Annotated in this window: 12 protein-coding genes and 1 tRNA gene; 7 read left to right on the forward strand and 6 right to left on the reverse strand. The window is 59.8% G+C overall.

Annotation, left to right across the window (positions count from 1 at the left end):
- Positions 1-5: 5 nt before the first annotated feature.
- The gene (locus tag ABYA88_RS02600; RefSeq protein ID WP_373185244.1) at positions 6-1,409 is read right to left on the reverse strand and encodes an MBL fold metallo-hydrolase RNA specificity domain-containing protein; all 1,404 of its coding nucleotides are present in this window, start codon (positions 1,407-1,409) and stop codon (positions 6-8) included.
- A 67-nt stretch (positions 1,410-1,476) separates the two neighbouring features.
- The gene (locus ABYA88_RS02605) at positions 1,477-1,887 is read right to left on the reverse strand and encodes a PA3611 family quorum-sensing-regulated virulence factor (protein WP_373185246.1); all 411 of its coding nucleotides are present in this window, start codon (positions 1,885-1,887) and stop codon (positions 1,477-1,479) included.
- Between the two features lie 147 nt (positions 1,888-2,034).
- Here ABYA88_RS02605 and ABYA88_RS02610 point away from each other — a divergent pair, with 147 nt between their 5' ends.
- The gene (locus ABYA88_RS02610; protein ID WP_373185249.1) at positions 2,035-2,862 is read left to right on the forward strand and encodes a tRNA-uridine aminocarboxypropyltransferase; all 828 of its coding nucleotides are present in this window, start codon (positions 2,035-2,037) and stop codon (positions 2,860-2,862) included.
- On the opposite strand, the gene ABYA88_RS02615 is transcribed toward ABYA88_RS02610, so the two are convergent.
- The gene (locus ABYA88_RS02615; RefSeq protein WP_373185251.1) at positions 2,780-3,709 is read right to left on the reverse strand and encodes a DMT family transporter; all 930 of its coding nucleotides are present in this window, start codon (positions 3,707-3,709) and stop codon (positions 2,780-2,782) included. The two genes, ABYA88_RS02610 and ABYA88_RS02615, sit on opposite strands and share 83 nt — an antisense overlap.
- 189 nt (positions 3,710-3,898) lie before the next feature.
- On the opposite strand from ABYA88_RS02615, the gene ABYA88_RS02620 reads away from it, so the two are divergent.
- From ABYA88_RS02620 to ABYA88_RS02640, 5 genes are all read left to right on the forward strand, one after another.
- Complete coding sequence (locus tag ABYA88_RS02620; RefSeq protein WP_373185253.1) at positions 3,899-4,561, forward strand: response regulator; 663 nt, start codon at positions 3,899-3,901, stop codon at positions 4,559-4,561.
- A complete protein-coding gene (locus tag ABYA88_RS02625) occupies positions 4,558-4,932 on the forward strand; it encodes a diacylglycerol kinase (protein ID WP_373185255.1) in 375 nt (124 codons plus the stop codon). The genes ABYA88_RS02620 and ABYA88_RS02625 overlap by 4 nt, the downstream gene beginning before the upstream one ends.
- Before the next feature lie 120 nt (positions 4,933-5,052).
- Positions 5,053-8,538 (forward strand): NahK/ErcS family hybrid sensor histidine kinase/response regulator, encoded by a 3,486-nt coding sequence (locus ABYA88_RS02630; RefSeq protein WP_373185257.1) that lies wholly within the window; start codon positions 5,053-5,055, stop codon positions 8,536-8,538.
- 83 nt (positions 8,539-8,621) lie between these two features.
- Positions 8,622-9,356, forward strand: a complete 735-nt coding sequence (locus ABYA88_RS02635) for an AzlC family ABC transporter permease (RefSeq protein WP_373185259.1) — start codon at positions 8,622-8,624, stop codon at positions 9,354-9,356.
- Positions 9,343-9,669, forward strand: a complete 327-nt coding sequence (locus ABYA88_RS02640; protein WP_373185260.1) for an AzlD domain-containing protein — start codon at positions 9,343-9,345, stop codon at positions 9,667-9,669. The genes ABYA88_RS02635 and ABYA88_RS02640 overlap by 14 nt, the downstream gene beginning before the upstream one ends.
- Here ABYA88_RS02640 and ABYA88_RS02645 read toward each other — a convergent pair whose 3' ends face one another.
- The 3 genes from ABYA88_RS02645 to ABYA88_RS02655 form a co-directional block, all read right to left on the reverse strand.
- Complete coding sequence (locus tag ABYA88_RS02645) at positions 9,670-10,896, reverse strand: MFS transporter (RefSeq protein ID WP_373185262.1); 1,227 nt, start codon at positions 10,894-10,896, stop codon at positions 9,670-9,672.
- 88 nt (positions 10,897-10,984) lie between these two features.
- Positions 10,985-12,055, reverse strand: a complete 1,071-nt coding sequence (locus ABYA88_RS02650; protein WP_373185264.1) for a metal-dependent hydrolase — start codon at positions 12,053-12,055, stop codon at positions 10,985-10,987.
- 96 nt (positions 12,056-12,151) lie between these two features.
- A complete protein-coding gene (locus ABYA88_RS02655) occupies positions 12,152-12,841 on the reverse strand; it encodes a crotonase/enoyl-CoA hydratase family protein (protein ID WP_373185266.1) in 690 nt (229 codons plus the stop codon).
- 197 nt (positions 12,842-13,038) lie between these two features.
- Between ABYA88_RS02655 and ABYA88_RS02660 the strand changes: the two genes are divergently transcribed.
- Positions 13,039-13,129 (forward strand) — tRNA-Ser (locus ABYA88_RS02660).
- Positions 13,130-13,256 lie beyond the last annotated feature (127 nt).

Here is a 13,256-nt window from a genome sequence, read left to right on the forward strand (position 1 = left end):
CTCGCTCAGAATGCTATTTGCTCGTCCGGCTCCGGAATGTTCGCCAGCCAGCCTAACTTTGCTTTTATAGCGTTGGCCAGCGCTTCGCACTTTTCAAGTTCACCATGGACCAGATAGATTTCAGGGCTGCGTTTGAAATGACTAAGCCATTCAATCAGCTGCGATTGACCGGCATGGGCAGAGAATCCACCCAGGGTATGTATATGCGCCCTGACGGCCAGACTTTGATGAATGATCCGCACGTTTTTCGCGCCATCGACCAAGCGGCGGCCAAGCGTCCCCTTGGCCTGGAAACCGGGCATGATGATGTGACAGTCGTCACGCCACAGGTTGTGCTTGAAATGGTGGACGATCCGCCCGCCGTTGCACATGCCCGCACCGGCAATGATGATGGCGCCTCCCTTGACTCGGTTGATCGCCATCGATTCTTCGGTGGTCGGCGTGCATTTCAGAATCGGCAGCCAGTGCTTGAGATCGCCCTTTCCCCGACCTCCGATGAGTGCTTTTTCTGAAGGTTTGAAGTCCTTGCGGAAACGGTCATAGATCTCCGTAGCTGCAATGGCCATGGGGCTGTCGAGAAAGACTGCCTGCTGCTTGAGGGTGCCCGCCTGATGGAATTTGCCTAGATAGTAGAGAATATCCTGGGTCCGGCCCACGGCAAAGGACGGGATCAGGACATTACCGCCGCTCGCCCAGGCAGCGTCGAGTATTTCCTGGAATTCTTCCAGGGTCTCCTCAAGATTGCGATGATCGCGGTCCCCGTAAGTGGACTCCATCAGCAGCAGATCGGCTTCTTCCAGTGTCTTGGGCAGACGCAACAGGGGTGATTGGTCATTGCCAAGATCTCCCGAAAACACCAGTTTGCGGGTGAGGTTGTGTGCTTCGTGAATGGTTATTTCAACGATGGCTGATCCCAGAATGTGTCCTGCTTCGTGAAAGGTGACGCTGATGCCGTTGGCTATTACGGCCTCCTGGCCATACTCGTGCACTTCACACAGAGCCAGAGCTGCATTGGTATCTTCCTGGGTATAAAGTGGCTCAAGCAGCGGCTTGCCGGCGCGCTTGCGCCATTTGTTCTCCCAGTCGGTATCCCGCTGTTGCAGAGCCGCGGCATCGCTGAGCATGAGTTCCAGAAGACCGGCGCAGCCTGGGGTCATGTGGATGGGCCCGGCGTAGCCCTCAGCGATCAGTTTTGGCAGAAGGCCCGAATGATCGAGATGCGCGTGGGAGATAATGACGGCATCCAGGCTTGCCGGCAGGAACTCGAATCGATTTCGGTTGTGCGCTTCGTCCCGGCGAAAACCCTGGGTCATGCCACATTCCAGAAGAACCCGACAGCCATTGGCTTCCAGTAGATAGCATGAGCCGGTGACCTGACGAACCGCACCTTTGAAGGTGAGTAAAGCCATGTTCAATCCTCCGCTGAAAGCTACATTATGCCGGGCGTGAGAGGGGGATTCTTTGATCTGCGGCAGTTCAGAATGACTGGCAGTGCTCGGCGACGAAGCTTTGGGTGAGTACCGGCCGGGTGGTATCGGTCAAAACGAAGTGGTAGGTCAGGGTCGCGCCCATGTCCATCAACTGGCGGAACTGCTGGTTGCTGCACACGCTGGCCTGAAGTTGGCTGCGAACTACCAGTGGGTCTGACTGCAATTGCTCGGCATAGGTCTCGTTGACCGACAGATAGTTGATCAACTGACCATCAAGCGCACTGAAACCCTCATCGACGATGTCATCGTTGAGCGGGCGGGGAGTACCAACGCTGCTCTGTTCGGCAATATTCTCAAGGGTTTCCTGCAGGCGCAGCTCGCGCAGCGTCTGAGCTTGGCTGGGCAGCGCGATGATCGAAGCGAGAATGAGGGTAGTCGACAGGGTTAACCAACGCATATATTGCTCTCCACAGAATGAAGCCGGAAACGGCTACGGAATTGGACCGCCAGAACGGGGAGCGGTTCGCCTCCAGGACGATCATCGCCAGTTGCAATTGTGTCAGAATGCCGCCCTTGCACCAAACCACCATTTCGGAACTCAGTGATGAAGCAACCGGGCGAGCAGCATGCAGTACACCAGTTGAGAAGGAAGATGATCGAGAAGTCGACTCGTCCGTTCCTGGCCAGAGGCTCATTGATGAAACGCTGCGAACACTGCCTGCTGGCTCGGCAGGCGTGTATTTGCAGCTGGCAGCCGACGCTTTCTACTACCGTCGGCATGTGTCTGATCATGCACTCGCTGGAGCCGCTCAAGCCGACCAATACCGGTCGGTTGATCGCCGACTGCCTGGCGGAGACCCATGCCTTCGTCTGGTCGCGCACCGAAACGGACCCACATTTGGAGCAATTGCTCGCCGATCCGCAGTGGCAGCCCTATATCGTATTTCCGGCAGAGTATGCGCAGCCGGGGCAAACGGTGGTGCAGGAACTGGCAAGCCGACCAACCCAGGGGAAAAGACCTTTGTTGATCATTCTCGATGCGACCTGGACGCAGGCGCGCAAGATGTTCCGCAAGAGCCCCTGTCTGGCAGGTCTTCCCATCCTGAGCCTGCGTACCGAGCAGCTTTCACGCTATCGCTTGCGCCGGTCCTGCCGGGAGGAGCACCTGTGCACGGTGGAGGTGGCCGCCGCCTGTCTGGCGCTGGCTGGCGACGAGGCGGATGCACAGTTGCTGGGTGATTACTTCGATCTGTTCACCGAGGCCTACCTCGCTTCCCGCGCCAACCGCCCGGTAGAGTCGGATACGCCGGCACACCGGCGCCTGGCGGCTCATCTGGAGCGCGCAGGGTTCAGTGATGCCCCGCAGGCTCCTGCTGCACCGGAACCGGAAGCCGCCGGCGCTCCAGATACAAAGGGACCAACTGAGCGATAAGCATGCCGGCGAGCATCATGCTGCAGCCGATGAATCCGCGCACGCTGAGCGTTTCACCCAGAATAAGCCAGCCGGCGAGGGCGGCAAATACCGCCTCGAGGCTGAGGATGACCGCGGCATGTGAAGCTATTGCATCGCGCTGGGCGACCACCTGCAATGTGAAGCCAATGCCCACCGCGAGCAGGCCACCGTACAGAATCGCAGGCCCGGCGAGCACTATCGATTCCCAGACAATAGGCTCGAAGATTACCGCCAACAGCAGACTGATCACCGCGCACACGACGAACTGGCAGAAGGCGACCCGCACCGGGTCGTAGCGGCTGGCCAGCGCGCCGACCAGCAGCACATGGATTGCCCAGCAGGCTGCACCGGTAAGCTGCAGCCAGTCGCCACGGGCGATACTGTAATCGGCATTGACGCTGAGTAGCAGCATCCCGATAAACGCCAATGCGGCGCCGCCCCAGGTGCCTGCTCCGGTACGCATGCCGATAAAGAGGCCGAATATCGGCACCAGAATTACGTACAGCCCGGTAATAAAGCCCGAGTTGGTTACGGTGGTGAACAGCAATCCTAGCTGTTGCAGGTTGATGCCCAGGGTCAGCACCAGACCCAGTACCAGACTGCCCAGGAGCATGGGCCGGCTGAAGCGACGCCTGGCCGCGCCGTCCGGTGCTCTGGCCAGCAGTACCAGCGGTAACACTGCCAGCGCACCAAGCAGGAAACGCAGACCGGTGTAGAGAAAGGGCCCGATGTGTTCCATTCCCTTGCTCTGGGCAACGAACGTCGAGCCCCAGATCAGGGCGGTAACAAGCATCAGCAGGTCGGCCCTGTAGGCGCTGGATTTCATGCACGGCTCCGCTCGAATTGGTCTGGCGCGGAGTATGCCTACAGCTTTAGTCCAAAAACAGATACAGTTGCGCAGGATCTACGTGACGCCGACCCGGTTGTCTCGGCCATTTGACTGTCTGTCGAACGGCTGGCAGGCTTTGCGCGAAGATAGCCAACAAAAATAAAATCACCTTCGAGAGCACCAGGTATGGGCCCTACCTACGAGATTCTGATCGCGGACGATCACCCGCTTTTTCGCAGCGCATTGCGTCAGGCCCTGGAGGCCGCCGCGGAATTGCAGGTACTGCTTACTGAAGTGGGTACTATCATCGAGCTGCAGAGCAGCCTAGATGCGCAGGGCGACTGGGACCTGGTCCTGCTCGACCTGAACATGCCCGGAGCTTATGGTTTCTCCGGCCTGGTATTGCTGCGCGGGCAATACCCGCACATCCCGGTGGTGGTCATCTCGGCACAGGAGGAATCCTCGGTAGTCAATCGCGCCCGCGATTTTGGCGCCAGCGGTTTCATTCCCAAGTCATCCTCGCTGGAAGACATTCAGCAGGCGGTGCGCAGGGTGCTCGAAGGTGGTACCAGCTGGCCAGTTGTGACCGGTACCGGCGGTCCGCTTTCGGAGGAGGAAAAGACGGTCAGCGCCCAGCTGGCGAGCCTCACACCCCAACAATTTCGCGTGTTGACGATGGTCTGCGATGGCCTGTTGAACAAGCAGATAGCGTACGAACTGGGCGTGTCGGAAGCGACCGTCAAAGCGCACGTCACGGCCATTTTCCGTAAGCTCGGCGTGCGTACGCGAACCCAGGCAGCGTTGGTTCTGCAGCAAATGGAACTGACCCACGCAGGCCGCGGTGCATGACCAATCCATACAAGGGCGTGACCGGGTTTCGGCGTATCTGGAACGCCTGTGGCTATTCATTCGAAGGTCTGGTTGCGGCCTACCGCGGGGAAGCGGCATTCCGTCAACTGGTCTGGATGGCAGTCGTGCTGATACCGGTTGCGCTGATACTGCCGGTAAGTTCGATTTCAAGAGCCCTGTTGATTGGCAGTGTCCTGCTCTCTTTGATAATCGAACTGCTCAACTCGGCAATCGAGGCTGCGATCGATCGCATCTCTCTGGATACCCATCCCCTGTCCAAGGCCTCGAAGGATATGAGCAGCGCTGCCCAGATGCTTGGGCTTGTCCTGCTTGCGGTCGTCTGGAGCCTGGTTCTGATGGACAGTTTCTAGGCCAGGCCGTTATCCGCTAATGCTGTCCCATGGGGACTTAGACTTAAGTATGAGCCAGGCCTGCTGGGCAAATCCCGGGCGGCCTGACAGACTGAACTCCCTGTCCAAGGTCTCAGATACGTGATGCTCTCCGGCTTGATGGTCGCCTCGATCTTTCTACTGTATATGGCTCTGCTGTTTGCAATCGCGTTCTGGGGCGACAGGCAGACCAGCGAGTTCAATCCCCGCCTGCGCATGTGGGTCTACAGTCTGTCGCTCGCGGTCTGGTGCACCAGCTGGACATTCTTTGGTGCGGTAGGCATGGCCGCGGACCAGCTGTGGAACTTCCTTCCTATCTATGTTGGTCCGGTCATCCTCTTTCTGTTTGGCTGGCGACTGTATGCGCGAATGATTGCCATCAGCAAGCAGGAGAACATCACCTCGATTGCCGACTTCATAGCGTCGCGCTATGGCAAATCACGTAACCTGGCCGTGGCCGTCAGCATTCTGTGTCTGATCAGCGTGCTGCCTTATATTGCGCTGCAGCTCAAGGGCATTGTGCTCGGCTACAACCTGCTCAGTGGCTCCTCGGTGGCCGAAAGCTCTACGCTTGCCGGTACCAGCGGCGCCGAAGATACGGCTCTGATTATCACGCTGGTACTTGCGCTTTTCACCGTGCTGTTCGGTACCCGCAGTCTGGATGCGACCGAGCATCACCGCGGCATGATGCTGGCCATCGCGTTCGAGTCACTGGTCAAGCTGCTGGCCTTTCTGGCCGTGGGTATCTTTGTGACTTTCAGCCTGTTTGGCGGCGTAGGCGATCTGCTTGAAAGGGCGGCTGCCAGCCCCGAGCTTCGGGCCTATTGGCAGCGAGACACGTTGTTTACCAACCTGCTGTTCCAGTCGTTCATCGCCATCCTGGCCTTTCTCTGTCTACCCCGACAATTCCAGGTCGCAGTGGTGGAGAATATCGAGCCCAGCGATTTGCGTCTGGCCCGTTGGGTCTTTCCTGCATACCTGATCATGGCCGGGCTTTTCGTGATACCCATCAGCCTGGCCGGCCAACTGACGCTGGGACCTTCTGTTTCAGCTGACTCCTATGTAATCAGTCTGCCGCTACTCCAGGGTAATCCCATGCTGGCTCTGCTGGCATTCATCGGCGGGGCCTCTGCCGCGACCGGCATGGTCATTGTCGCAGCCAGTGCATTGAGCACGATGGTGTCCAATGATGTCGTGCTGCCTCTATTGCTGCGTAACCGTAATCGACCGGAAAGGACCTACGAGGAGTTTCGCGGCCTGCTGCTGAATGTGCGGCGCACCAGCATCCTGGCGATTCTCCTGCTCGCCTATGTGGTTTATCGGATGATCGGTTCGGCGGGTACGCTGGCAAGTATCGGCCAGATCGCCTTTGCCGCCATAGCGCAACTGGCGCCGGCAATGTTCGGCGCCCTGTTCTGGAAACAGGCCAATCGCGCGGGTGTGTTCGCCGGACTGGCTGTCGGCAGCAGCTTGTGGTTTTACACCCTGATACTGCCGCTGCTCGGCATGCAGCTCGATGGCTGGCCGCTGCTGGATATCCTCTATGGAGCGCCGCTCGGGCTGCCTATCGATAACCTCACGCTGGCGAGCCTGATTGCGCTGGCCGGCAACGTTGTATCCTTCATTCTGGTATCCGGGTTCAGTCGTACGCGGGTAGTCGAGCATTGGCAGGCAAGCCGTTTTGTCAGTCCCGATTCCTCCTCCTGGCAGGAGTGGCCCAGTCGGGCGCTGTTGCGGGTCACGGTTGACGACCTGTTGTTGCTGGCCGGTCGTTTTGTCGGTCAGGAACGGGCCGAACGCAGCTTCGAGCGTTTCGCGATGAGTCGGGGCGCTGCACTGTCCAGCTCGCAGATTGCCGGTAGTGCCTGGATCGCTCACAGCGAACGGCTGCTGGCGGGAGTCCTGGGCGCCTCCTCGGCCAGGGCCGTGGTAAAGACCGCGATCGAGGGGCGCGACATGCATTTCGATGATGTGGTGCGAATCGTCGATGAGGCTACCGAGGTGCTGCAGTTCAACCGGGGGCTTCTGCAGGGTGCGATCGAGAATATCAGCCAGGGCATCAGCGTGGTCGACCGTGAGTTGCGCCTGGTGGCCTGGAATCGGCGTTATCTGGACATGTTCGAATACCCCGACGGACTGATCGCCATCGGTACGCCGATTGCCGATCTGATTCTCTACAACGCCAGCCGCGGGTTGTGCGGCCCAGGGGACCCGCGCGCGCATGTGAACAAACGCATCAACTGGATGCGCCAGGGCAATGCCCACCGTTCCGAGCGGCAGTTCCCCAGTGGGCAGGTGATCGAGATTATCGGTAATCCGATGCCCGGTGGTGGCTTTGTCATGAGCTTTACCGACATCACCGAATTCCGCCGTGCCGAGCAGGCACTGAAGGAATATAACGAGCGCCTGGAGCAGCGTGTTGCCGAACGCACCAGTGAGCTGTTGCAACTCAACCAGGCGCTCACCCTGGCCAAGGCCCAGACCGAACGTGCCAGCCAGTCGCAGAGCCGGTTTCTCACTGCCGTAAGTCACGACCTGATGCAGCCAATGAATGCAGCAAGGCTGTTCTCGGCGTCGCTATCGCACCAGGCAGGACTGACGGCGGAGGTGCAGGAGCTGGTTCATCATCTGGACACTTCGCTGGGCTCGGCTGAGGATCTGATTTCCGATCTGCTGGACATCTCGCGCCTCGAAGCCGGTCGTATCAGCCCGGAATGGAACGATTTTGCCCTCGGCGAGCTGTTTGAACCGCTACGTATCGAATTTGGCGCACTGGCTGTGGAGCAGGGCGTGGACCTGCGCGTGCACGACAGCAGGCTACGCGTGCGCAGTGACATACGGCTGCTGCGTCGGGTTCTGCAGAATTTTCTGACTAACGCGTTCCGTTATGCGGGGCGTTCAAAAGTGGTTCTGGGAGTGCGCCGCCGGGGCAACCAGGTGCGACTCGAGGTATGGGACCGTGGTCCCGGTATACCCGGAGACAAGCTGCGAGTCATCTTCGAGGAATTCCAGCGTCTGGACAGTCACCGTACCCAGGCCGAGAAGGGGCTCGGACTGGGCCTGGCGATTGCCGATGGGCTCTGCAGGGTGCTGGGTCATGAGCTGGCGGTCCGTTCCTGGCCTGGTCGCGGAAGTGTTTTCAGCGTCACACTGTCTCTGGCTACCATCGGTCTGCCCCGTATCGCGCCGACGGCAGTGCAGCCAGGCCCGGTGGTGTCCGGTGCCCAGGTGCTGTGCGTGGACAATGAAGAGAATATTCTCACCGGCATGCACAGCCTGCTTAGCCGTTGGCAGTGCCAGGTCGCGGTGGCCAGGGACCGCGCAGAGGTAGAGCGCTTGCTGGAGGCCGGGTTCCGCCCGCAATTGATGCTGGTGGATTATCACCTGGATGCGGGCGATACCGGTACCGCCCTGGCCCACTGGCTGCGCGGGCGGTTGGACGAGGAGCTGCCGGGGGTGGTTATCAGCGCCGATGGGCGCAGCGAACTGGTCGCGCAGATCCGCGCTGCCGGGCTGGATTTTCTGCCCAAACCAATCAAGCCGGCAGCGTTGCGGGCCTTGATCAGTCGCTATGTAAGTCTGCACTGAGGAGCTGTTCGGGCCTAACTGTATCTTGTTTGCCGCGAATGCCCAGCGTAGTTTTGGCTCCCTGAATCATCAGGGGCCATCTCATGTCACCGCGTTGCAAAGCCGCATTACTCGGAGCCCGGGACACCATCCCGATGCTGGTTGGTGCGCTGCCGTTCGGTATTGTTTTTGGCACGCTCGCGGTTTCTTCGGGGCTCTCGGCAGCGGCAACCCTTGTAATGTCGGCTTTGGTTTTTGCCGGCGCAGCGCAGTTTATCGCGATTGGCCTGATTGCCTCCGGCGCAGGGTTGCTGGTGATATTGCTGACTACCCTGATCGTCAATCTGCGCCACCTGCTCTACAGCGCCAGTATGCTGCCCTACGTGCGGCACCTGCCGCAGCGCTGGCGGGTGCCGCTGGCGTTCTGGCTTACCGATGAAAGCTATGCCGTTGCCCACCGCCATTATCTGAATGCAGATGTGCCGCTGGCGGACAAGCATTGGTATTTTCTCGGCTCATGCATCGCAATGTACGGCAACTGGTTCGCCTGCACGCTGGCAGGTGTTGTGCTTGGCAGTTCCCTGCCGGGGCTGGCGGACTGGGGGCTGGATTTCGCGATGGTGGCCACTTTCGTTGGTATCGTGGTGCCGCTGCTGCGTACCCGCCCGATGCTGGTCGCTGCGCTGGTCGCCGGAGCGGTGGCGGTCGCCTTTCACGCTCTGCCATACAAGCTGGGCCTGATGCTTGCCGCTCTCGCCGGCGTGACCGCGGGCATCCTCGCCGAACGCCTGGCCAGGCGCCAGGCAGCAAGCACGGAGGTGGCCGATGAGTCCGTATGAGATTGTGCTGATCACGGCTATGGCGCTGATCACCTTCGCGATTCGCTATACGCTCTCTGCCGCCGGTCACCGGGTACGCTTCAGTCCCTGGGTGACTCAGGCTCTCAATTACGTTCCGGTTGCAGTACTCACAGCCATAGTCGCGCCGGCGATGCTGCTACCCGACCGCCAGCAGCTGGATATCGGCCTGGAGAATGCCTATCTGGTTGGCGGTATCGTCGCAATAGTCCTCGCCGCCCGATGGCGCAACCTGCTGGTTACCATCGTCGGTGCGATGATCTGTTTTTTCGCCTGGCGCTGGTGGCTTGGCTGATCACCAGAAGGTCGCACGTCCGCTGCGCACCGCGGTGATCATCAATGCCAGCGCGGCGATGGAAATGATCGTGGTAAAGCCCAGCACCGTCGGGCCAAAGCCGATCAGATCACTGGTAAAACCGACCCCGAGAACCACAGACGCCATGGTCAGATAGGCCATAAGGTAGAACGCGGAAATGATGCCCCCGCGCTCGGCCGGTGGGGCTACCTGACTGATCGAGGCGATCGCAACCACACCGGTTGCGCCGGCGCCGGTGGCGGTGGCCAGGGTAGCGAGACCGAACAGCATTGGCGAACTGAGCAGCACTGAACTGGCCATAATGATCAGTCCGGTAATCAGTGTCAGCGGACCAACGATAAGCAGGCGGTTGAGCGGTTGGCGCTGGCAGGCAAACTGGCTCAAGCCCGCCATCAACTGCCAGGCCGCGGCGAACAGGCCCGCCACTGCACGGTCGCTGATGCCGGTCAGGTTCATTGCCAGCGAAGGGCCCAGTGATGCGTAAAGGCTGCCGGTAGACCAGGCCAGGCAGATCGCGGCTGCGGCGAATACGAAGGCGCCCAGAAGCTCGCGGGGTACCTTGATAGTGGTCGGACGCCAGGACCGCAGCCGAAAGTTCTGCTGGCGCTGACCCAGGTGGTCGGGCCAGGGCGCGGTCAGCAACAGGATGATGGACCCCAGCGTCAAGGCGATGATCACCAGAAAGGGCCAGAAGGCCGCGCCGGTACCGAAATACAGCGCTATCGAGCTCACAGTAGGCCCGGCAAAGGCGCCCAGGGTAAAGAACAGCGCTGAGAGCGTTGCCGCGCGGGTCCAGTTTTCATCCGGTTCCAGCTCCACCAGGGCGGCTGAAGCGGCTCCGGTGACCAGCCCTGTACCTATGCCTGTTAGCAGCCGGGCGATCCCCAGGCCATAAATATCCTCGGCGAGCAGGAATGCGGTGGCGCCGCCGAGAATGAAGATGAGCCCAGGCACCATCATCTGGCGTCTTCCGAGCTTGTCCGAAAGCGATCCCAGGGTCAGCAGCGTAGCGACCACGCCAAGCACATAGATCGAGAAAACCGCGGTCAGCGCGGTGGACGAAAATCCCCATTGGTCTTTCCAGTAGGAATACAGGGGGGTAGGCAGGTTGCTGGCAAAGATGGTGGTGAAGATGGCCAGCAGTGCAGCAATCATTGCCAGGCCCCGGCGATTCTCGCCGCCGGATGCGCTCTGTTCAGCTGTCATGCTCTCGGTCCGTTGCGTTAGTGCGCCTATTATCGCAGAGAGCGACTGCTGTTGCGCTGTTGCCTGGCATCATCGGCGGTTATGGACGCTACCGGTTTGCGGTAGTCTGCGTCGGAGGCTTATCCAGCGTGCCCGCCAGGGCTGCAATGGGAAACCGGTAATCGTTGTCCAGCGCGCGCCGGAAAAGATCTGTCAGGCGGCTCAGGTCGGCGTCCGGAGTCGGCCACATTTCGACATTCGCGATCAGCGAAGTCTCGCCGTCGTCGGCAACGGTCGCCAGTGCGAAGCGGAAGGGGTGGTAGCCTGGCATGCCCAAGCGCAGATCGGTGACCACCCATTGGCCTTCGATCAGGTCATAACGCAGGATGTCGCGGGTGAACCAGCGCAGGCGTTGGTGCTGGGGCGATTCTTCCAGCGCAGGAGCAGCGTCACTGAAGTTACGTGTCAGCTTCACCAGTTCGGGCATGTCGGGGTCAAACCAGCTGGTCAGGCCCTCGTAGTAATTATCCCCGTCCACCGCCACCACTCGCCAAAGCAGCGTATTGAACGGCGTGGGCGAAGTGAAACGATGCTCGGCTTGCACGTTGGCCAACGCCAGTGCCCGGTCTAGGCGGTAGTCGGCCATATGTTTACCCGCCAGGGTGCTGAACAGGTACAGCGTTGTAATCGCCAGCGCGATCCGTTGCCAGCGCATGCCGGTCGGGTTCAGTCCGATAATCAGGCCAACCACAACTGCCAGCAAAAGCGGAACGGTGTACAGAGGGTCAATAATGAAAATACTGGATATGGCCACCGGTGCCGACGTCAATGGCCAGAAGACCTGGGTGCCGTAACTGGTGAATGTGTCGAGCAGGACATGGGTGACGAAGATCAGCCAGACAGTCAGCCAGAGCCGCGTGGCAGAATAGTCAGGGTGAGGGCGCAGGCGTCTGACTAGCCAGGCGAGCACCAGGCTCAGACCCGTGAGCACGAACAAGGAGTGGCTGAAACCCCGGTGGTAGGTCATGTCAGCGACCGCATCACCGAAGTCCAGTACCACATCCATGTCGGGCAGTGTGCCGAGCACGGCGCCCGCCACCAGTGTTTTGCGGCCGTGCCAGCGCCCCAGCATGGCGCCTCCAACCGAGGCGCCAAGCAGTGCTTGAGTAAGCGAATCCATCTATTGTCGGTCTCCTGAGCCAAGCGGGTCAGGATAATTCAGCCCGGCGGACTTTGTCCGCGCAAATCGATTCCGGACATTACCCCTGAACTTGCCTCAGAGCGCGTGCTGCTTGTCTATTGCGATAGAGCGATCGAGCAGCTCCAGCAGCTCCTTGCGCGACTTGAGCTTGGTATTGCGATGGGCCGTCATGTTCAGCTTGGTCAGTTGCGTGGCCATTTCCATCGCCTTGGCTTCCAGCTCATCGGCGGGGACTACCCTGTCGAGAAAACCGGCAGTAACGGCGCTGGCCGGATCGAACATTTCCGCGTTGATGACCGACCGGTTGAAAGCGCTGTTGCTCAACCGAGCGCGCGCAAGCTCGATACCCACGTGGTGCATCGTCATGCCGATGGCAACTTCGTTCAGGCCGATCTTGAAAGGTCCTTCGACGCCGATGCGGTAATCCGCCGACAACAGGATGAACGCGCCCTTTGCCACCGCGTGGCCAGTGCAGGCAACAATTACCGGAAAGGGGTGTGACAGCATGCGGCGCGCCAGAGTAGAGCCGGACGCCACCAGATCACGAGCGGCATCCGCGCTGGAGGTCATCACTTTCAGATCGTAGCCGCCGGAGAGGATCCCGGGCTGGCCACTGATGACCACGACCGCCTTGTCCAGTTCGGCCTGATCCAGCGCCTTGTTGAATGCCTCGACAACCGCGGGAGATACAGCGTTGACCTTGCCGTTGCTCAGGATAAGCCGCGCTATGCCATCGGAGAATTGGTAGGAAACCAGCTCGCTCATGAAAGATTCCTTCTTGCCTTGGGACAGCCGGGAATGGCCGTGTATGCACAGCAGTGTACCAAGATAAAGCTGACCGGGCAGTTCCAGCCCGAACACCAGCACGGCTTGACCGCCGGAGGAAAAAGGGTTTGCTAAAGAGGGCCGCTTTCGGTAAATTAGCGCGCCTTGGAACCGGCCCTGCCGGCTCCGGGAATTGCGGAGAGGTGGCCGAGTGGCTGAAGGCGCACGCCTGGAAAGTGTGTATACGTTAATAGCGTATCGAGGGTTCGAATCCCTCTCTCTCCGCCAGACATGTAATGCGATAAGCCCCTGATAAACATAGAGTTTTCAGGGGCTTTTTGCTTTCTGGAATTGGGTTTGGGGCAAAATTGGGGCATAAATCGCTCCTTCCAGACCGCTACAGACCGGTTTTGGA

This window comes from Halopseudomonas sp., assembly GCF_041579695.1.
In the GTDB taxonomy this organism is placed as follows: domain Bacteria; phylum Pseudomonadota; class Gammaproteobacteria; order Pseudomonadales; family Pseudomonadaceae; genus Halopseudomonas.